Source organism: Pseudomonas sp. LBUM1676 (genome assembly GCF_059695605.1).
Genome location: NZ_CP166777.1, coordinates 4,698,257 through 4,718,563 on the forward strand (window position 1 = coordinate 4,698,257; position 20,307 = coordinate 4,718,563).

General features: G+C 60.7%; 12 protein-coding genes and 2 pseudogenes. 4 read left to right on the forward strand and 10 right to left on the reverse strand.

Annotated features, from left to right (window positions below):
* Positions 1-55 precede the first annotated feature (55 nt).
* Positions 56-4,564 carry a hemagglutinin repeat-containing protein gene (locus ACA041_RS21800; protein ID WP_497437444.1) on the reverse strand — a complete coding sequence of 1,503 codons (4,509 nt, stop codon included), beginning with the start codon at positions 4,562-4,564 and terminating at the stop codon, positions 56-58.
* 90 nt (positions 4,565-4,654) lie between these two features.
* Entirely contained in the window at positions 4,655-6,379 is a 1,725-nt protein-coding gene (locus ACA041_RS21805) for a ShlB/FhaC/HecB family hemolysin secretion/activation protein (protein WP_497437449.1), read from the reverse strand.
* A gap of 398 nt (positions 6,380-6,777) precedes the next feature.
* On the opposite strand from ACA041_RS21805, the gene ACA041_RS21810 reads away from it, so the two are divergent.
* Together ACA041_RS21810 and ACA041_RS21815 are read left to right on the forward strand one after the other, a co-directional pair.
* The gene (locus tag ACA041_RS21810; RefSeq protein ID WP_497437453.1) at positions 6,778-7,893 is read left to right on the forward strand and encodes an HlyD family secretion protein; all 1,116 of its coding nucleotides are present in this window, start codon (positions 6,778-6,780) and stop codon (positions 7,891-7,893) included.
* Positions 7,890-9,482, forward strand: a complete 1,593-nt coding sequence (locus tag ACA041_RS21815) for a DHA2 family efflux MFS transporter permease subunit (protein ID WP_497437457.1) — start codon at positions 7,890-7,892, stop codon at positions 9,480-9,482. The genes ACA041_RS21810 and ACA041_RS21815 overlap by 4 nt, the downstream gene beginning before the upstream one ends.
* A 9-nt stretch (positions 9,483-9,491) precedes the next feature.
* Here the strand turns inward: ACA041_RS21815 and ACA041_RS21820 are convergent, their stop codons facing one another.
* From ACA041_RS21820 to ACA041_RS21830, 3 genes and pseudogenes are all read right to left on the reverse strand, one after another.
* Entirely contained in the window at positions 9,492-9,932 is a 441-nt protein-coding gene (locus ACA041_RS21820; protein ID WP_497437461.1) for a carboxymuconolactone decarboxylase family protein, read from the reverse strand.
* 220 nt (positions 9,933-10,152) lie between these two features.
* On the reverse strand, positions 10,153-11,595 hold the full coding sequence (locus ACA041_RS21825) for a mechanosensitive ion channel domain-containing protein (RefSeq protein WP_497437464.1): 1,443 nt from the start codon (positions 11,593-11,595) through the stop codon (positions 10,153-10,155).
* Between the two features lie 191 nt (positions 11,596-11,786).
* A pseudogene (locus ACA041_RS21830) lies at positions 11,787-12,091 on the reverse strand (isochorismatase family protein); the annotation flags it as partial.
* Positions 12,092-12,140: 49 nt separating this feature from the next.
* Between ACA041_RS21830 and ACA041_RS21835 the strand changes: the two are divergent.
* Together ACA041_RS21835 and dkgB are read left to right on the forward strand one after the other, a co-directional pair.
* Positions 12,141-12,246, forward strand: a pseudogene (locus ACA041_RS21835) (LysR family transcriptional regulator); the annotation flags it as partial.
* A gap of 256 nt (positions 12,247-12,502) precedes the next feature.
* Positions 12,503-13,306, forward strand: a complete 804-nt coding sequence (dkgB, locus tag ACA041_RS21840) for a 2,5-didehydrogluconate reductase DkgB (RefSeq protein WP_497437469.1) — start codon at positions 12,503-12,505, stop codon at positions 13,304-13,306.
* 3 nt (positions 13,307-13,309) lie between these two features.
* Here dkgB and ACA041_RS21845 read toward each other — a convergent pair whose 3' ends face one another.
* The 5 genes from ACA041_RS21845 to ACA041_RS21865 form a co-directional block, all read right to left on the reverse strand.
* Entirely contained in the window at positions 13,310-16,546 is a 3,237-nt protein-coding gene (locus ACA041_RS21845; protein WP_497437472.1) for a transporter substrate-binding domain-containing protein, read from the reverse strand.
* The gene (locus ACA041_RS21850; RefSeq protein WP_497437476.1) at positions 16,547-17,182 is read right to left on the reverse strand and encodes a response regulator; all 636 of its coding nucleotides are present in this window, start codon (positions 17,180-17,182) and stop codon (positions 16,547-16,549) included.
* Between the two features lie 110 nt (positions 17,183-17,292).
* The gene (locus ACA041_RS21855) at positions 17,293-17,706 is read right to left on the reverse strand and encodes a response regulator (RefSeq protein ID WP_497437481.1); all 414 of its coding nucleotides are present in this window, start codon (positions 17,704-17,706) and stop codon (positions 17,293-17,295) included.
* A 348-nt stretch (positions 17,707-18,054) separates the two neighbouring features.
* Positions 18,055-19,392 carry a lysine N(6)-hydroxylase/L-ornithine N(5)-oxygenase family protein gene (locus ACA041_RS21860; RefSeq protein WP_497437487.1) on the reverse strand — a complete coding sequence of 446 codons (1,338 nt, stop codon included), beginning with the start codon at positions 19,390-19,392 and terminating at the stop codon, positions 18,055-18,057.
* A 149-nt stretch (positions 19,393-19,541) separates the two neighbouring features.
* Positions 19,542-20,024 carry a sigma-70 family RNA polymerase sigma factor gene (locus tag ACA041_RS21865; RefSeq protein WP_497437492.1) on the reverse strand — a complete coding sequence of 161 codons (483 nt, stop codon included), beginning with the start codon at positions 20,022-20,024 and terminating at the stop codon, positions 19,542-19,544.
* Positions 20,025-20,307 lie beyond the last annotated feature (283 nt).

Genomic DNA, 20,307 nt, shown 5'->3' on the forward strand with positions numbered 1-20,307 from the left:
CAGAATGACAACCTGGGGTCATCAGGACCCTGTTCGGGGGTTGCACGGTGCTTGTTTAACCCGCGTTCTCGTCAATCCCGGCTTTCAACGATTGCCGGTCGGTACGACCGCCAATGGTCGCGGGCCCGACTTTGATACTGCGCTCACCCGGAATCGAAGCCTCGGTTTTACCGCCCGCGGTGGCCGGTTTCTGCGGCAGATCGAGTCCACCCCTGACACTGTAATCGAGGCCGCTCAAGGTCGTGGCATTGACCCCCGAGCCACCCAGATCGACACGGCCTTCAGCTGACGCAATCCGTGCTCCCGTCAGTTGCGTGGTGCCGCCGACCTTGAGATTCACGCCCTGTGTACCGCTGATGCCGGAAGCCTGGCTCACGCTGTCCTTGTACGCATAGTTACCGTCGAACTTGAGCGTCGGCTTGTAATCCATGGCTTTGAGCCCGGTATTTGTCGCCAGTTTGTCCTGGTCGACCGGCGCCGCTTTTTTGCCGGTCAGCCCCAGGTCAAGATCAGCCTTCACCGTGGTCTGGTTGTCCTTACGGCTTTCGACGCCCAGATTGCCTGCGACCGTGCCACTGACCTTCCCGGCATCGATCCGCGCGCCCGCCAATTGCACATCGCCCGCGCTGTCAAGTTGGACATTGCCCGCGGTGATCTGGCTGTTCTGCTCAGTCGTGCCTTCCAGGTAATCAACCCCGGCCTTGGCTCCGGCATTCAACCCGTAGTCATTGGTGGCGACGTCTTCGGTGGCGATGGGTGTGCTGCTGCCCAGGTTGCCCCCGGCCTTGAGCTCAAGACTCAAGCTGTTGCGGTTCTGCGTGGACTGGGCGGATTGCACCTGGATCCCGCCCTTCTGTGCATCGAGACGCACGTCGGGGGCGCTCGCCCGGGTGCCTTGCAGGTGGATCGAATCGCCGCTGAGACCGATCCTGTCCTGGCTCTTGAGCTGGACGCCCGCCAAGGTCTGCGCCGACTCATCAACCCGACCGGCATTGACGTTGATGCCGAGGGTGCCGCTCTTGTCGGCGCTTTTCTCTGTGCTGGTTTTACCGCCGCCCAGATCCAGGCCGCCGCCCAGATTGCTGCCCTTGACAAGATGGGTGTCGGTGGCCGCTTGCAGATCGAGTTTGCCGCCGGCCTTGAGGTCTATCGCGCCCGGTATGTCGATTCTGGTCCCTTGCAGCACCAGATCGCCGCCGCTGCTCAGTTGTACCGGGCCTTGACCCTGAATATCGGCGACCTGGGCCTGACTGTCCCGGGTCTGGCTGCCTTTGTGATCGAGCTGCAAACCGGCGCCGAGATCGATATTGGTGCCGTTTGTGCCAGGCATGGTGCCGACTTTCAGCGAGGCTTTGCCGCGCAGGCTGGACGTGTCGCTGTCCTGACGGTCGTTGGCCTGATTCAACGCCAGTGCGCCACCGGCCTTGATCGTCACGCCACCCTCCCCGCCCTCGAACCGGCTGCCCTCGAACTGCCCGTCGCCCCCCAGGTTGATGTTCACCCCATGGCTGGCGGCGTAACTGCCGACCACAGCGGTGGACGTGTTCTGCTGCGCCCGACGGCTGCCACCCTCACCGCTGCCGGCCACGTTCAGGTCTTGCCCGGTCTTGGTGTAGACCCGTACGTCAACCTTGGCGTCCAGCGCCTGATCGGTGCTGCCATGGGTGATGCTGGCGGCGTTGGCGATCAACCGGTCGGCACTGATGTTGACCTTTCCGGCGCTGGCTTCGTACCGGGTGCCCTGGTCCTGCAACGTGCCGGCGACCTTGACGTCTACCGTGCCGCCCTTGAACTGGCTGACCACATCGCTGCCGTTGCGCACCTGGCGGTCGGCATTTTGATGAGCGATGGCGACGCTGACCCCGATATCAGGCTGACCGAGCTTGCCCAATGCACCCACGTCCGGGACTTTTGCATCGATGGCGCTTTTGACGGCGTCGGCGATGGGACGGGTGATGTCCTTGTACGCAAGATCGATGCCGATGCCTGCCTGCCAGTTGTTTTCCTTGTGTGTACTGCTGTCCGTGTCCTGCGCCACCCGGTTGTCGATTTCACCGGCGTCGACCACCAGGCCTTTGCCAGCCCTGACTTGCGCCCCTTCAGTAATCAGCTTGTCGGCATTGATGTTCAGGTTACCGCTGCTCTGGACCTTGCTGGTTTGGGCAGTGGTGGTGTCGCGGGTGTCCCGGGACGTCGAATTCGCGAAGTCCAGGCCACTGCCTATCCGATCAAGGCCGCCGGTGTAGTTGAAACCCCCGCTGGTGCTGCGCCGGTCCGTCGAGGTGTGTTGACTGTCCTGCTCGGCCAGCAGTGCCACGGTTTTGCCCGTCAGGGACGTATCGCCCGCGGTGGCCGTGACATCGGCACCCTTGAGCGTCAGGTCGCCACCTGCCGTCAATTGCACCTCAGACCCGGCGAGGCTGGAGCCTTGCTGGCGCACTTCGTTGTCGGTCAGGGTTTGCGTCTTGTCTTCATAACGCACGCCTGCGCTGTACTGGCCGGCAGCCGGCGCGTTCTCCTTGGCGTAGGCATCCAGGCCGCGGCTGGCAGTGGTTGTGCTGCTATCGTGGGTGTCCTGCGCCGAATGCACATTCACATCTCCCGCCGCATCTGCTTTGAGCGTACCGCCCGCCTTGACCGTGGAGCCCGCCACTTCGATGTCCCTGGCGCTCTTGAGGGTGAGGTTGGTGTCCGACGTCAACTCGCTGCGCACCGTGGTGCTGTCACGGGTGTTTTCGCGAGTTTCATTTTTGCTGATGCCGAAGAATTTGCTGTCCTTGTCGTGGTTTTTGACGTGGGACTTGTCCTGCACGCCATCGATGATCAGTGAACCCTTTTCAGTGATGACGCTGGACTCCGTAGTGCCGCGCACCTGGCTACCGCTGATGCGCACGTCGCCGTCAGCCTTGACGACCAGTTTGCCGGCGGCATTGATCGCACTGCCCTGATGCAGGGTTTTGCCCTGATCCGTATCGCCGGTCTTGCCAAAGAACCCGCCGCCGACCAGATCGCCGGAGTAGCGGTCGTCGCGCTTGAACTCGGTGCGGGTGGCGGTAGTGATGTCCACCTGTTTGGCGGCGAGCAGGGTATCGTGCTTGCTGGTCACTTCTGCGCCTTCGGAGCGCAGCAATCCGGCCGCGGTCAACGCGATGTTGTCGCCCTTCAATTGAGTGGTGACGCTGCGTTGCTCTTCACTGCGGCTGTCCCAGCTTTCTTTCCACAGGTGTTTGCGGTGTTTGCCCTGATCGGTGCTGGTTTTACTTTCGATGGCCGCCGTGAGGCGAAGATCGCCACCGCTCTGCACCCTGAGATCCTTCGCCGCCTCGACCCGCGCGGCCTTGAGTTCGGTATCGCCGCCCGAGGACAGATCAACGTCACGGCGGGCCATGATCTGACTGCCGTGCTGCCGCGAATCGCCCTCGGTCCGGGTCTGCTCGTAGGTTTCCCAGGTGATACCGAGGGTGTCCTTGCTCCAGCTATCGCGTTTTTCCCGCAGCTTGCGGCTTTCTACGGTCGTCAGGTTCAGGTTGCGCCCGGCACCGACCTTGACGTCACGACCACTGACATCGGCGGCCGCCAGGGTCAGGTCCTTTCCACTGTGCAAACCGACATCGCCCTGGCTGCTATGCACGCCGGCGCGTATGACCTCGAGGCTGTCCGATGCGGGCCCGCCGCTGATGACCAGATCGCCGGCTGAACGGATCTGCACACCGTCGCGACCGGCAACCTGCACCGGACCGACCCGCACGCCCGCGCCTTCTGCGGTGCTGATGATGTTGATGCGCCCGGCCTGCATGGCGCCGAACAGGCGAGCGTCGATGCGGCCGTCGCTGCTGTGACCGCTCGGGTCGACCTCCCGCACCTGCCCGCTGGCGTAGTCCACTGAATTGCGCCCGACCGTGAGGTTCAAGTCATCGCGGGCGCCAAGCTTGCCGTCGCTGTCGATACGCGGAGCGATCAGGTTGATCGAGCCTTCGCTGTTCTGCAGGCCCGCGCCCCGAATGCTCAGCTCACCCGTGGCATCGCGGGTGCTCAGGGCGTGCAGCTTGCCTTCGTTCAGCTCGGGGCGCCCGACCACGAGACTGGCGTTTGGCGTGTTGATGAACCCTGCGCCATTGAGCGAAATGCCGTTGGGGTTGGCCAGGACGTAATCGGCGCCACGGCCGAAGATTTCCTGGATGCCATTGATCGCCGAGGCGTTGCGGCTGATCACTTCGTTGAGGATCACGCTCGCCGCCTGCCCCTGGAACTGCGGGTTGGCGGCCAGTTCCCCGGCGAGTTGCGACTGCCCGGCTTGCAGGGCGTTGTTCAGGACCAGGCCCTGGCGGTCGACGTTGTAGTCGAGAAACTGGTTATGGGACAGGCCGGAGCCGTTGGGCGCAACGATATTGACGATGGGCACACCGTCCCGGGTTTGCAATTGCGCGGTGCCGCCGGGCCCGGGCGCAACCACGACCCCCGTCGCCAGGGCGCTTGGCATTGGCGCGATGAAAAACAGGCTGGCAATCGCCCAGCGCAATTTGCCGCCGGGGGCGAGATGGAACGCAAAGGGTTTTGCTGACATAAAAACCTCTCAATTCAAGTGCAGTATCACGGCGCGCTGGAAGGACTGCCGTGGCTGGCGCGCACAGCACCATCGGCAGTTTTGTCAGGTTCATAGCTGCAAGCCGACGCGCATCAGCCAGGTCGGTGGCTCGTGCTTGAAATGGCTGGGCAGGCTGAAGCTGCGTTGGTAATCGAGGTCGACTTGCAGGCTTTTCCAGCTCAGGTTGACCCCGACGCTGCCCCCACTCAGGCGTTGACTCGGGGCACCGCGATCGGCCTGGACCACACCGCTGTCCAGCCCCAGGCGCGGGGTGATCTGCATCGGCAAGTCGCTGCGCAATGGCAGGCGCAGGGTGTTGCGCCAGACAGCCCCGCTGGCACCGGACGCGCTGTTGATGCGAAATCCGCGCACTGCCGAATCGTCGGTGGCCAGCAGTTGCTCGATGGCCGGCAATGGGTCAGGGCTGTATTGCACGTTGAGCTGGCTTTGCCATTGCCAGGCCTGCTGGCCAAAGCGGCCGTTGCGCCACTGACCGAGGCTGGCGCGGTACTTGCGAAACTGCGCCTTGGGCTGACGGATTAACCAACGCCCGGCATCATCGTCCGCGCCAAACCACCGCAGGCCCTGGGCGTAATTCACGTCCAGGTTCCACACCGCACTGTCGAGCCAGAACAGATTCAGCCCGGCTTCGGCCACGGTCAGGGTCGGGCTCTGAATCGACAGGTGCAAAATGTCGAAGTAGCTGTCGACATCCTTGTGGGACAGTTGCAGGTTGGCGCTGAGTTGATGGCCCTGGCCGCGCCATAACACCCGATCGGCGCGCAGGCTGAGCTGATCGGTCGTGCCGGTGCTGTACAACGTCAGGTTGCTCAGTTTCAACGGTGCACGGTATTCGGCATGGCTGGCCAACACGCTCCAGGTCCAGTAACCGTAGGGAATGGCGTAATACAGGCTGGCGCTGCGGCTGTAGCGATCACCCTGATTGACGGTGTCGCTGAAGCCGAAATGAAGCACATCATTGATTTGCAGCGGCGAGTCCAGTCCAAGATTGAGCGAATTACGATCGCGCCCGGTGCTGGCGCTGCCGAGATTGTCCAGGCCCAGGTTCAACGCCCAGCGCGATTGATCACGGGTGCGCGAGCGCAAGATGATCCGCGAGGCGCCAGGCTCGCTGCCGGGGGCGATGTCGGCGCTCAGGTCCACGGAGCGCAGGCGATTCAATTGATCAAGACCCTGTTCCAGGTCCCGCAGGTTCAGCGCCTTGCCGAGCATTCCCGGAAACGCTCCACCAAGGGCAACGGGAAGGTTCTGGTCGGCCAGTTCGATGGACTCGACGTAGCCTTCATCGACCAGGATATCCAGCGACTGCCCGGTCTCTGGGGTCGTACTGAGGTAGGGCCGACTGGCAATGTAACCCGCCTTTACATAGAGCTCGGTAATGGTCGCCAGTACCTGGTTGATCTGGTTTACGCCCATGCACGGCGACAATTTCGGGGTGATGCGCTGGTTGAGCGTCTTGCGATTGATCAGCGTGACGCCACCAATGCGCACTCCGTTGATGGACCAGCATCGCTCATCGACCGCCATTGTGTCGGATGTCTGTGGCGCGGACGGCGCACCACCAAAACTGCCGCGCTCAAGTTGTCGCCGGCGTTGCTCCAGTTGTATCTGTTGCAGGTCTCGTTGTTGCTGTTGTTGTTGGCGTAAACCTTCCTGTCCGGGCGCGGAAGACTCGGCGGCATACAGCGGTGAAATACTCAAACCCAGCAACAAGGCCGACAAGGGCGAGCGAGTTTTGGGATGACGAGGTACAACGCGAATACTATTCGGCACCTGACTTCCTGGCGTTCTTGAAAGGGCGCTATGCCGTTTCGTCTATGCGTTTAATAGTTGGCGCATGGGACATGTTTATGCAATACGCCGATTAAAACGCTTAAACATCTTCAATATAATCGTATAACTGGCGCCCTACTTTCACCTGACCGCTCTTACTTGCAACTTCCTGCGCCCTACATCCTTATTTAATTTATTACTTGTCGATTCCTACTTTTTTGAGCAACTAATTACTGACTTCCTACATCTCTGGTTACCGCTTCCTACACTCCAGCTTTTTAGCACTGTCCCGCGTCCTACTTCCGACTGGACGACCGGTTGAAAAAATCAATTGCAACGAAATATTACATACGTCATATTATGATCGTAATAACAACCCGCTACCCAGGCCATCCACCATGACCAGCATGCCCAGCCCCGACCTTGCGGTCCCCGTGATATCCCCCAGGCGCGCCCTGCTCAAACAGCTGTTGCTGCTGACTCCTGCCCTGGCGGCCCTGATATTCGCCGGGCTGTACGCGATGCACTGGTGGACTGCAGGCCGCTTCATCGAAGAAACCGACGACGCCTACATCGGCGGCGACGTGACGGTGATCGGGCCAAAGGTTGCAGGCTATATCGAAGAAGTGCTGGTCACCGACAACCAGAAGGTCAAGGCCGGTGATGTGCTGATTCGGCTCGATTCCCGTGACTACCGCGCCAACCTCGCCAAGGCCGAAGGTGCGGTGGCTGCCGAGCAAGCTTTACTCGCCAACCTCGACGCCACCGAACAACTGCAACACGCGGTGATCGGCCAGGCTCGCGCCGGGATCGATGCCGCCGGCGCCGAGACGGCTCGTTCACGGGATGACAACACGCGCTACAAGCGTCTGGTGAGCAGCAATGCCGTCTCGGTGGAAAGTGCCCAGCGTGCCGACGCTACCTTCAAGACAGCCCAGGCCTTGAGTGCCCGGGCCCAGGCCGAACTGCTGGCCGCACAACGCCAGTTGGCGGTGATCGAAACCCAGAAACAACAAGCCCGGGCAGCGTTGATGCAGGCCCGGGCCGAGCGTGACCTGGCGCAGTTGAACGTCGGCTACACCGAGCTGCGCGCGCCGATTGATGGCGTGATCGGTAATCGACGGGCACGGACCGGCGCTTATGCCCAGGCCGGTTCGCAACAGCTGTCGGTGGTGCCGGCACGCGGGTTGTGGGTCGACGCCAACTTCAAGGAAGATCAACTGGCGCGCATGACGCCGGGCCAGCGAGTGATCATCCATGCCGACGTGCTCCCGGGACAGGAATTCCACGGCCATCTGGACAGTCTCGCCCCGGCCAGCGGTTCGCAATTCAGCGTGCTGCCACCGGAAAACGCCACCGGCAACTTCACCAAGATCGTGCAGCGGGTGCCGGTGCGGATCCTGCTCGACCCGGCCGACGGCGTGCTCGGCCACCTGCGTCCCGGGCTGTCGGTGACCGCTGAAGTGGACACCCGCACGACGCCTGAAAGCCCTGCCGTGGCCAACGTTCCATGAGCCGCGCCCTCGCCGCCCCCGCGGCACCGTTCAATGCCGCGAACATGACGACGGCGACCAAGGTCTTCGCCTTCGCCAGCATGTGCATCGGTATGTTCATCGCCCTGCTGGATATCCAGATCGTCTCCGCCTCGTTGCGCGACATCGGCGGCGGACTTTCGGCCGGCACCGACGAAACCGCGTGGGTGCAGACCAGTTACCTGATCGCCGAAATCATCGTGATTCCGCTGTCTGGCTGGTTGTCCCGGGTGTTCTCGACCCGTTGGTTGTTCTGCGCCTCGGCGGTGGGTTTCACCTTGGCCAGCCTGCTGTGCGGCGCGGCCTGGAACATCCAGAGCATGATCGCCTTTCGTGCCCTGCAGGGGTTTCTCGGCGGTTCGATGATCCCGTTGGTATTCACCACCGCGTTTATTTTCTTCAGCGGCAAACAACGGGTGATCGCCGCAGCGACCATCGGCGCGGTGGCCTCACTGGCACCGACCCTGGGGCCGGTGATCGGTGGCTGGATCACCGACATTTCGTCCTGGCACTGGCTGTTCTACATCAACCTGGTACCGGGGATTTTTGTTGCGGTGGCGGTGCCGATGCTGGTGAAAATCGACCAACCGGAACTGTCGCTGCTCAAGGGTGCCGACTACCTGAGCATGCTGTTCCTGGCGCTGTTTCTCGGCTGCCTGGAATACACCCTCGAAGAAGGCCCGCGCTGGAACTGGTTCAGCGACAGCACCATCCTCACCACCGCGTGGATCAGCGGCCTGGCGGGCCTGGCGTTCATCGGCCGCACCCTGCACGTGGCCAACCCGATCGTCGATTTGCGCGCCTTGAAAGACCGCAACTTCGCCCTTGGCTGTTTCTTCTCGTTCGTCACCGGTATCGGCCTGTTCGCCACCATTTACCTGACCCCGCTGTTTCTCGGCCGGGTGCGTGGGTATGGCGCGCTGGACATTGGCCTGGCGGTTTTCTCCACCGGGGTGTTCCAGATCATGGCGATTCCGCTGTATGCGTTCCTGGCCAACCGTATCGACCTGCGCTGGATCATGATGACCGGCCTTGGGCTATTTGCCCTGTCGATGTGGGATTTCAGCCCGATCACCCATGACTGGGGGGCCAAAGAACTGATGCTGCCGCAAGCCTTGCGCGGGATTGCCCAGCAACTGGCGGTACCGCCCGCGGTCACCCTGACCCTCGGCGGCCTGGCCCCGTCGCGGCTCAAGCATGCCTCGGGACTGTTCAACCTGATGCGCAACCTTGGAGGTGCCATCGGCATCGCCGCGTGCGCGACCATCCTCAATGACCGCACCAACCTGCACTTCACCCGGCTGGCCGAAAACCTCAACAGCAGCAACGAAGCCTTGAATCAGTGGCTGTCCCAGGTCGGCAACAACTTCGCCGCCCTGGGTCAGAGCGGCGACGTCGGCGTCACCGCCAGCCTGCGTCAACTCTGGCTGCTGACCTACCGCGAAGCCCAGACGCAAACCTACGGCGACGCGTTCCTGATGATCATGGTCGGCTTCGTCCTCGCCACGGCGATGGTGCCCTTGATGCGCAAGGTACAACCACCGGCTGCGCCGAGTGCGGATGCACATTGACCCTCGGTGTTACTCCTTGGGCATCTTGCGGAAGCCTACCGCCAGACGGTTCCAGCTGTTGATGGTGGCAATCGCCACGGTCAGGTCGACCAGTTCCTTGGGGGTGAACTGGGCCGAGGCCAGTTCATAGTCTTCGTCCGGCGCATGGGTCAGGCACAGTTGCGTCAGGGATTCGGTCCAGGCCAGTGCCGCGCGTTCACGGGGGGTGAAGAACGGCGTTTCGCGCCAGACCGACACCGCGTACAGCCGGCGTTCGGTTTCACCGGCCTTGCGCGCGTCGGCGGTGTGCATGTCGACGCAGAAGGCGCAGCCGTTGATCTGCGAGGCACGCAGCTTGACCAGTTCGATTAGCGGCTTTTCCAGCGGCAGTTTCGACACTGCGGTATCGAGCGCGATCATGGCTTTGAGGGCATCGGGGGAAGCGGTATAGAAATCGATACGAGGTTGCATGGTGGGCTCCAGTTACACAAAGTGTGGAGCTACGTTAATCCCGCACCGACAGCCAGCAAATAGCCAATTATTGAGAAGTCGAGGATGCCAATGGACGGGCTCAAAATATCCAGGCCGAGTTATCAATAATGAGTCGCGCTCTAATGAGGGCGGTGCGGTGATGGCAATTGCCCATGACCGTGAGCCAGGCGCCAACTGATGGCTCACTCGACTGCGCCCCCTACGCTCGATTGCGCAACCACTGCAGGAACCCCTTCTTCTGCGCGACCTTAGGCACTTCCTGGGTCAGCGTCCGGGCCTTGTCCAAGCGGAAATCCAGCAACGCCTTCATCGCCTCGCTGATGTCATGCCGCGCGTCCAGGTAGGGTTTGAGGTATTCCTTCTCGATCCGGTACAGGCTGCAGAACGTCTTGGCGGTGAATTGCGCCGGGAGCGCCGTATCGGACAAGATTCCGCCCTCGCCGATCACCTCGCCCGGCCCCATGCGGCCGGACTCGAAATTGACGCCGCCACGGCTCAGCTCCACCGAGATCACGCCGGATTCGATGATCATCAAATGATCGCTGACCGCCCCTGCCGGCAGGATCAGTTCCCCGGCGCGGAAGGTTTGCAGTGTCATGTTCTGGCTAAGGGTTTCCTTCTCTTCCTGACGCAGGGTCGAGAAGATATTCGAGGTGTCCAGTAATACCCGTGGTCGAGACAGGTTGGCCGGTGCATTCGATTCGACGCTCGACAATAGGCTGACGCCGGAAGCGTGCAAGTGTCGGAACGCCAGGTCGAACAGCTGATTGCGCACCATGCGTTTCTGGTCCATGGACTCGACGAAACCGCTGATTTCGTATTCCATGCCGGCGCTGCTGGAGCTCTTCAACGAGACGCTGGGTGCCGGTTTGCTCAACAACTGACGGCAGCCCTGCATGGCCCGTTCCAGGGCTTCGATCACCGTGTTCGGACGCGCGTGGGGGCTCAGTTGCAGGCTGATCGAGACGCCGAAAATGTCGCTCGGGCGGCTGAAGTTGATGATCTTGGCCTTGGCCGCCAGCGAGTTGGGAATGACCGCCATGCTGCCCTGGGCGGTTTGCAGGCGCGTGGCGCGCCAGTCGATGTCGGTGACCCGGCCTTCGGTGCCGTCGATGGAGATCCAGTCATCCAGTTGATAGGGTTTGGTGGTGTTGAGGACGATCCCGGAGAACACGTCGCTGAGGGTGCTTTGCAACGCCAGGCCGACGATGATCGCCAACGCGCCGGACGTGGCCAGAACGCCCTTGACCGGGAGTTCGAGCACGTAGGCCAGGGCGGCGATGACAGCGATCAGGAAGATCACCGCACCGAGCAAATCCTGCAACAACCGCCCGGTGTGCCCGACCCGTTGCATCATCAGCGCGCCGATCAGCACCGTCAGGGTTCGCGCGCCGAACAGCCACCAACCGATCTGCAATCCGATCGCCGCCAGGTGCAACGGGATGTTGTCAGCCCAGGGCGCCGGCTCCAGCGGGTTCAGGCCTTCGTTGAACAGCACGACGCTGAACAGCGAGAAAATCACCAGCCGCACCACCAGTTTCCAGTTGCTGCCGGTGGCACTGATCAACCGCCAGAGGCCGAGATCGATCAGGATCAGGACCAGGGCGCAGACCAATGGGTGATCGGTGAGCAATGACAGCATGAAGCAACTCCAGGCAAGTGCGGATGGGCACAAGTGTAGGAGCAATTGATACCGTCAGAACACTACAAAACCTGTGGGAGCGAGACCGGCTTGCCGGCGAAAGCGGTCTGACAGTCACTGAAAATGTGTCTGTTCTACCGCCTTCGCCGGCAAGCCGGTCTCGCTCCCACAATGGGTCTGTGTAGTCAGTGTTATTTGCTGTTGGTCAGGGTGCTGTAGCTGGTCATCAGGTTGCGGTAGTCCGGGATGTGGTTGGAGAACAAGGTGCCCAGGCCTTCCACGTCGTTGCGCCAGTCGCTATGCAGCTCACAGGCCAGGCCGAACCAGGTCATCAGTTGCGCGCCGGAGGATGACATGCGGTCCCAGGCCGATTGGCGGGTCAGTTCGTTGAAGGTGCCGGAAGCATCAGTAACCTTAAACACATCGAAGCCTTCAGCCAGGGCCGAGAGTCCGGGAACGCCACGCACACCTCGGTCACTACCCCAGCGATGATCAGCCATAGCGCTGTCGCATGGATTCAGCCTTAGCGTTCTATATGGAGAACGATGGTGGAAGACCTCAACACCCTCTACTACTTCACCCAGGTGGTGGAGCACCGCGGTTTCGCTGCGGCCGGGCGCGCGCTGGACATGCCTGAATCCAAGTGCCAATACCGAGTCGTGGCCTTCGCGAGCAGGCTCGCTCCCACAATTAGATCTTCAGTGAACACCGGTTTGGTGTCCGACAAAAATCAAATGTGGGAGCGAGACCGGCTTGCCGGCGAAAGCGTCAGAACAAACACTTTCAATACCCAGGTCGCCCCCATTCGTGATTTGCGGTAAACATTGCTTTGCCGATCCAGCGGTTTTTCTCAAGGATGCAGCCGGGGATACTCGTGCCCATTCCCACTGCAACCCTGGAGTCATTGATGTCTATTCCCGCATTCGGTCTTGGTACGTTTCGTTTGCAAGGCCAGGTGGTCATCGATTCGGTGAGTACTGGCCTTGAGCTCGGCTACCGGGCCATCGATACCGCGCAAATCTACGAGAACGAAGCCGAGGTCGGCCAGGCCATTGCCGCCAGCGGTATTGCTCGTGAAGAACTGTTCATCACCAGCAAGATCTGGGTCGCCAATTTCGCCGGGGACCGCCTGATCGACAGCCTCAAAGAGAGCCTGCAAAAACTGCAGACCGACTACCTTGACCTGACCCTGATCCACTGGCCGTCGCCGGATGACCAGGTGCCGGTGGCAGAACTCATGGGTGCCCTGCTTGAAGCGAAAAAGCTCGGCCTGACCCGGCAGATCGGTGTGTCCAACTTCACCGTCGACCTGATGCAACAGGCGATCGCTGCGGTCGGTGCCGAGCACATCGCGACCAACCAGATCGAATTGCATCCGTACCTGCAAAACCGCAAGGTCGTCGAGTTCGCGCAGAGCCAGGGCATCCGGATCACCTCGTACATGACCCTGGCTTACGGGGAAGTCCTCAAGGACCCGCTCATCCAGCAGATCGCCGATCGCCTGCAGGCGACACCGGCACAGGTCACCCTGGCCTGGGCCGTGCAACGGGGTTACGCCGTGATTCCCTCGTCCACCAAACGCGCCAATCTGGCCAGCAACCTGAAAGCCTGCGCGATGAAATTGAGCGACGCTGACATGGCCCTGATCGCTGGCCTGGATCGCGGCCATCGGCTGACCAGTCCCAAAGGCATCGCCCCGAACTGGGACTAAACGTCAGCCCTGTGCAAGACGAAGATCCAGGCGCGTCATGGCCTGTTGCAACTGATCGACGGCCTCGTCGATCAGTGCTGCGCGGCCCTCGCCACAGGCACGCTCCAGCTGCTCGCAACACTGGATCAGACCGACCGCGCAAACCATCAGCGCGCCGCCCTTGATGCGGTGCGCCAGGGTCTGCAATTGATGCAGGTCACCGCTGGTGTGCAGCTGCAGCAGCAGATCGCGGTCCTGCCGGTTAGTCTCGGCCAGATCCTGCAGCAATTGATCGATCAGCTCTCGGTCTGCCCCGACGTAACGTTCCAGGCCGATCAGGTCCATTTCCGAGGTGGCAGGTGCTGCGATTGCCAAGGGCAATTCACCGGCGAATCTCGATGCCAACCATTCACTCAGGTCTGCCAGCCGGATCGGCTTGAACAAGCAGTCGTCCATCCCCGCTTCGACGCAGCGGATTTTTTCCTCGGGCTGCGCATTGGCGGTAAAACCCAGAATCGGCGTCGGCTGCAATCCCTGCAGCCGCTCTTCATCGCGTATGGCCCCGGCCAATTCATAACCGCTGAGCACCGGCATGTTGCAGTCCGTGATGATCAGATCGAACTCATGTTCGCGCCACTGCGCAAGGCCGCGCTCGCCGTCCTCGGCCTCCAGAACATGGTGCCCCAGAAAGCTCAGCTGGCGTGACAGCAACAATCGATTGGCTGGGTAATCGTCCACCACCAGGATCACCAGCGACCGGATGGGCACCTGCACGTCGCCTGCGGGGACGTCGCTGCGAGGCAACGGTTGCAACGCCACCAATTCAAGGCTGACATCGATTCGGGTACCGCGCCCCAGAACACTGTCGAGCTGCAAGCGCCCCCCCATCATTTCGCACAAAGACCGGCTGATCACCAGCCCCAGGCCGGACCCACTGCGGCCTGATTGCTGGCTGTTGCCAGCCTGAACGAAAGGACTGAACAAGCGCTGCTGATCCACTGTGCCGATGCCGATGCCGCTGTCTTCGATGCGCACATTGACCGCCAGATGCCCCGACAGGACAGGCTCGACCCGCAGTGTCAGGCTCACTTCACCTGCCGGGGTGAACTTGATGGCATTGCTCAACAGATTGGACAACACCTGCTTGAAGCGCGTGGGGTCGACCAACACATCACAGTCGCTGTGCGGATCCAGATCGACTCGCCACCCCAGGCTCTTCTGCCGGGCCAGGCCCTCGAACACCCGACACACCGACTCCACCAGCATGCGCAGGTTGGCTCGGTCAGGGGTCAGCGACAAATGCCCGGATTCGATGCGGGCGATGTCCAGAATGTCGCCGATCAATGCCAATAATTGTTGCCCGGCATCCGATGCCACTTCTATCGCGGCACGGTCGGCAACGCCCTCCTGCGCTTGCTTGTGCGCCAATTCGAGCATGCCGATCAGCGCGTTCATCGGCGTGCGGATCTCATGGCTCATGGTCGCCAGAAAGGTGGTCTTGGCACGATTGGCCTCGTCGGCGGCGTCCTTGGCGTCCTGCAGTTGACTGAGCAACAGCTGGCGTTGGCGGATCTGCCGACGCTGGTAACCGATCCAGACCAGGGCCAGCACCAGCAAGGCGCCGGCAGCGGCAAAGGCCTGGAAAATGCTCTGTCGATGGCGCAGCCAGAAGCTTTGCTCCACCATCAGATCATTACGCCAATAGAGGGTCAGATCATCGATTTCGTCGGGGGCGATACTGAGCAGCGCCTTGTCCAGGATCGAATGCAGCTCGACGGCCTCGCGACTGGTCGCCAGGGTGCTGCGGGCCGGATCGGTACCGACGGTGCTGGTCACCTTCAGTTGATCCGGGTATCGCCGGGAAATCATGTAGCGGGCAGCGATCAACGAGTTGATGCCGCCGTCAGCCTTGCCCCGGGCGACCATTTCCATCGCATCCGCGGTCAAGGGCGCATTGACCAGCCTGATCTGCGGGAAATGCTGACGAATGAATTCACCGGCACTGTTGCCTTGGGTGACAGCCAGGGTTTTTCCGGCCATTTCATCCAGGGTCTTGGGATTGTTCGGCCCCAGGCGGGTCACCAGCACATTCGGGCTGGTGAGAAACGGCCGAGTGAAGCGCAACTCGGCCTCACGTTCGATACTGGGGCTTATCCCCGCCACCAGATCGACCTCTCCGTTCTTGAGCGACTCCAACATCTGGGCTATTGATCTGGCGGGCCGTATATCGAACTGCAACCCGGTGCGCAGACTGATTTTGGCCAGAACATCTGCGCTGATCCCGCGGAACTCTCCATCCCTGTCGATAAAAGAAATCGGCAGAATGTTTTCGTTCATCGCTACGCTTGCTCGGGGATGTCGATCGAGCCAACGCTGCTCGGCTTCGCTCAATTGCAGCGGTTGGCTACCGGGGATGGAAGCCCCGCTGGCGTCCCATCGACGCAGGATGTTCATTTGTTCATTGGTGCTCACCGCCGCCAGCGCCTTGTTGACGATGCGATGCAACTGTTCATTGTCGCGGGCCATCGCAAACGCAAACCGACCGGGCTCCATGCGTGAAAAGTCGGCCAACTGAACATTGTTCAGGTAGTTTTTGCTGATCAGGTAATGGGCGCTGATCGCATCGCCCAGATAGACATCCGCCTGCCGGAACGCTACGGCTCCCACCGCACTCAGCGTCGAGGGAAATAACTGAACATCGGCCTTGGGATAGAACGCCTGCACCCTATGCTCAGGCAAATAGTGGTAAAGCGTCGCCAGCCGTTTGCCGGCCAGGTCCGGGTCCAGCGGCTGCGACGACCCGGTACGCGTCACCAGCACCGGTTGGTCGACGGCATAGGCACTGGACATGCGCAGCCCCTGGTTTTCGGCCTCATAGCTGTTGGCCGTGCCAAGCAAATCCGCGCTGCCCTGTTTGATTGCTCGCACGGCGTCCTTTCGCGATTCGTAACGCTGAACATCGATCTCCACGTGCAGGAGCTGCTGCAGCAGACCGGCATAGTCAGCGGTCAACCCCTCGTAGTCAGTGCCGGTGGTGGTGATGTCGAAAGGCGGATAATCCGGTGCGGAAACCGCGAGCACCAACCGCCCCTTTTGCCGCAGCCAGCGTGAATCGGTCTCTGCCAGTTTCAAGGCATGGCCCTCGGCACTGGAGCGCCCCAGCAATGTCAGGGTCTGCGGCTGCGCACAGACACTCGATATCCACAGACAACCTGCCAGCAGCACGATTGCCAGGCTACGCCCACGCCACAAGGTCCTCATTCAGATCAGATGATTACGCAGGGCGAAATCCCTCAGGTGCACCGGGGATTCCACGTTGAGCTTCTCTATCGTACGGGTCTTGTAGGTGCTGACGGTCTTGTGGCTCAGGTTCATGATTTCGGCGATGGCCTTGTTACTCATGCCACGGGCCAGATACTGGAAGATCGTCAGTTCCCGGTCGGAGAGCTTGTCGATCAAGTCTTTTTCGCTGCGTTGCAAGGTATTGAGCGACACCGAGCTCGAAGGCAGCCTGGCGAAATAGCTATAACCGGCCATGACGGCCTGCACGGCCTTGTGCAGATGTTGCAGATCATTGGACTTGGACACAAACGCCGAAGCACCGGCACGCATGCAACGATCCTGATAGAACAGGCCTTCCTGGGAGGTGAACACCACGACCCGGCACGGCTCGTCACCGGCCTGGATTCGTGCCAGCACTTCAAGCCCGTCCAGCGAGGGCATGACCAGATCCTGCACCACCAGATCAGGTTTATGTTCGCGGATCATCGGCAAGACTTCGTTACCGTTGGACACCTCGTAGATCTGTTTAAAGCCCTCCAGTTTGAGCAGGATTTTCACTGCAGCACGAACCACCGGATGATCGTCCGCTATCAGCGCAGACTTCGCTGACTTCATGGCAACTCCCTGTGCAAAGGCACTACGAGTGGGCAATCGATGCCCTTGGGCCAGGCCCGGGTTAAACACAACGGCTGCGCAGAGACTGTTGCATGGAATTTCGGGTGAATCTACCTGACAGAAATGACAGTGCCGACGAACGGTAGCTGTGGATCAATGATCGCCATCAGTCGCTCAATGCACGCCAGATCAGGCAGCCACCCATGGCTCACGTGAATCTTCTGCTGACCGCAGGCCGGAATCGGCGGCAAATCCGCCTGTTGGCCGTCATAGATCAAGACGTACCGGACCTGCGGGTGATCGAGGAAAAAATCGAGCAAGTCCATCGCACTGCCGGCCAACGAGGCATTGATGACCACCAGATCGAATGGCGTGCCACTGTAATCGACCAGCGTCAGCAGTTCCGCCAGGCTTTGCACCGGAGCCACCCGGTGGTAGTCGAGCCGGTTGAACAGGCGCTCGATTCTCATCCGCTGAAAATGCTGCTCGTCGGCAATCAGGATACGTAACGCTTTGTTCGACAACAGAGGCCCCCGGCAGGGTGTGAGTTTCGTGAGGGCACAAGGCTACGGAAGACCCGGCAAGCTTTCTGTAGGACTATTCCGAAAATCAGGAGCGTCTCATCTGGTGTCATGTGTGAATGTTATGGGGTGGGTTGCGGCTGGCGAGAAAATGCTGCATTGCGGGGAGGGGAAATTGCGGGGTCTTAAGCAGGGGTTCAGGGTTCAACACTTTTGTGTGCTTGAAGGCCTATTCGCGAGCAGGCTCGCTCCCACAGGGGATCGTTCTGTGAACACCGAACTTGTGTACGACAGAGATCAAATGTGGGAGCGAGCCTGCTCGCGAAGGCGGCCGTACAGGCGCTACAAATATCAGCTGGCAGTCGCGAGCAACAGATCCATCACCGACCGCCCATGCCCACGCGCCTTGCCGTGGTCATACAACGAACCGGCAATCTCATCGGCACGGATCGGCAGGATCGACAGCAAGGTATCGCTCAAGCCATGGCTGGCCTGGCAGAAGCCCTGCATGTAAATGCCGGCCTTGCAGCGCTCGTCGGTGATCAGCTTGTAGTTGCGATCCACTTCGAAATCACCCAGGTACTGTTCCAGCGGCGCCAACAGCTTGCGGTGTGTCTGGCGCTCGTAACCGGTGGCGAGCACCACGGCATCGTAATGACGCACCGTGACTTCACCGGTGGCGTTGTTGCGCACGGCCAGTTCGATGCCGCGTTCGGTGGCGGTGGCTTTTTCGACGGTGGTCAGGGTGCGGAAGGCATGGCGAGCGATGCCCGAGACTTTCTGCCGGTAGAAGATGCCGTAGATGCGTTCGATCAGGTCGATGTCGACCACCGAATAGTTGGTGTTGTGGTACTCGTTGACCAGACGCTCGCGCTCGCTGCTCGCCTGCTGGAACACCAGGTCGGTGAACTCCGGCGAGAACACTTCGTTGACGAACGGGCTGTCATCGGCCGGCTTCAGTGCCGAGCCGCGCAGGATCATGTCCACCTGCACCGACGGGAAGCTGTCATTGAGGTCGATGAAGGCTTCCGCCGCGCTCTGTCCGCCGCCGATGATCGCGATGCTCATCGGTTGGTTGTTCACACAGGGCTGCTTGGCCATCTGCGCCAGGTACTGCGAATGATGGAACACGCGAGCGTCATTCTTGAGCGCCTTGAACGCTTCGGGAATCCGCGGGGTGCCGCCGGCGCTGACTACCACCGAGCGAGTGGTGCGCACGTGTTGCTGACCCTGGGTATCGCGGGAGATCACCCGCAGCGCTTCGACCTGCTGGTTGTGCAGCACCGGCTCGATGGTCAGCACTTCTTCGCCGTAGCGGCTCTGCGCTTCGAACTGCCCGGCGACCCAGCGCAGGTAGTCGTTATACTCCATGCGGCATGGATAAAAGGTGCCGAGGTTGATGAAGTCCACCAGGCGACCGTGGTGCTTGAGGTAATTGACGAACGAGTAAGGACTGGTCGGGTTGCGCAGGGTCACCAGGTCTTTGAGGAAGGAAATCTGCAACTCGCTCTGGGTCACCAGGGTGTTGCCATGCCAGCGGTAGTCCGCCTGCTTGTCGAGAAACAGTACATCCAGTTCGCCCTGATCGGGCCCGCGCTCTTGCAGAGCGATGGCCAGCGCCAGGTTCGAAGGGCCGAAGCCGACGCCGATCAGGTCGTGAACGATGGGCGATGCAATTGCCTGTGTCATTTCCAGTGTCCTCTGGATGAACCCCCTAGCAACGGGGCGTAAGCCTAAGTGACCTGACCGGCCTGGAGCAGGACAGCAGATCGTCTGTTGCTATGGAACGAGGACAATGAAACAAAATTTAATACTGTTTTAATATGAATCAGAACCGATCAATGCGCATCCCATTGCCGCATCCGTACCCGACAATGCTTCATCGCATTGACGATGTGTTTTTCCACCAGCGCACGGGAAATGCCGAGCTGTTCAGCGATTTGCGGGTGGGACAAACCATCAATCTTGCGCAGCAGGAAGCTCTCGCGACACAGCCGCGGCAGCTCCGCCAGTGCACGCTGGAGCATTTCCAGGCGCTGGCCGTGATCGAGGCAAATGTGCGGGGATGGTGTGAAGTAACGCTCTTCGTTGTCGAGCACGTCCAGCGACTCGGCCTGACGCAGGGCATTGCGCCGATGGTCATCGATCACCAGATTGAGCGCGGTGCGATAAAGGAAGGCCCTGGGCTGTTCGATCGGCGTGTCGCTGGAACGCTCCAGTACCCGCAGATAAGCGTCATGCACCACATCCTCGGCCACCTGACGGTTGCCCAGCTTGGCGTTCAGGAAACACACCAGCTCGCGATAGTAGTTTTCCAACATGACTCCCGGCCGCACCCGCGCGGTTTCTATCCTTGAGCCACCGCGACGACCGCCAAAACAGGCAGTGGCACGATAGTGGCAATCTGAGTCGTGTAATTTATAGTAATTCTCATATAGATTTAAAGTGTTGCTTTGTCTTGCCCGATAAATAGTCTTGATCTATAGGTGTAACGCTATGTGTCTGCGGCTAAATTCCCGGTCGCATTTCTCGTATAAAGGACAGCTCCCCGTCTCTGTCGGTTTCCCGACAGCGTTCAACTGTTGCCGGATTTCCTGCACAGGC

Excerpts from the sequence above, each read along its gene's own strand:
- ACA041_RS21800 (WP_497437444.1), bottom strand. The coding sequence starts at position 4,564 with ATGTCAGCAAAACCCTTTGCGTTCCATCTCGCCCCCGGCGGCAAATTG.
- ACA041_RS21810 (WP_497437453.1), top strand. The coding sequence starts at position 6,778 with ATGACCAGCATGCCCAGCCCCGACCTTGCGGTCCCCGTGATATCCCCC.
- ACA041_RS21815 (WP_497437457.1), top strand. The coding sequence starts at position 7,890 with ATGAGCCGCGCCCTCGCCGCCCCCGCGGCACCGTTCAATGCCGCGAAC.
- ACA041_RS21820 (WP_497437461.1), bottom strand. The coding sequence starts at position 9,932 with ATGCAACCTCGTATCGATTTCTATACCGCTTCCCCCGATGCCCTCAAA.
- ACA041_RS21825 (WP_497437464.1), bottom strand. The coding sequence starts at position 11,595 with ATGCTGTCATTGCTCACCGATCACCCATTGGTCTGCGCCCTGGTCCTG.
- dkgB (WP_497437469.1), top strand. The coding sequence starts at position 12,503 with ATGTCTATTCCCGCATTCGGTCTTGGTACGTTTCGTTTGCAAGGCCAG.
- ACA041_RS21845 (WP_497437472.1), bottom strand. The coding sequence starts at position 16,546 with ATGAGGACCTTGTGGCGTGGGCGTAGCCTGGCAATCGTGCTGCTGGCA.
- ACA041_RS21850 (WP_497437476.1), bottom strand. The coding sequence starts at position 17,182 with ATGAAGTCAGCGAAGTCTGCGCTGATAGCGGACGATCATCCGGTGGTT.
- ACA041_RS21860 (WP_497437487.1), bottom strand. The coding sequence starts at position 19,392 with ATGACACAGGCAATTGCATCGCCCATCGTTCACGACCTGATCGGCGTC.
- ACA041_RS21865 (WP_497437492.1), bottom strand. The coding sequence starts at position 20,024 with ATGTTGGAAAACTACTATCGCGAGCTGGTGTGTTTCCTGAACGCCAAG.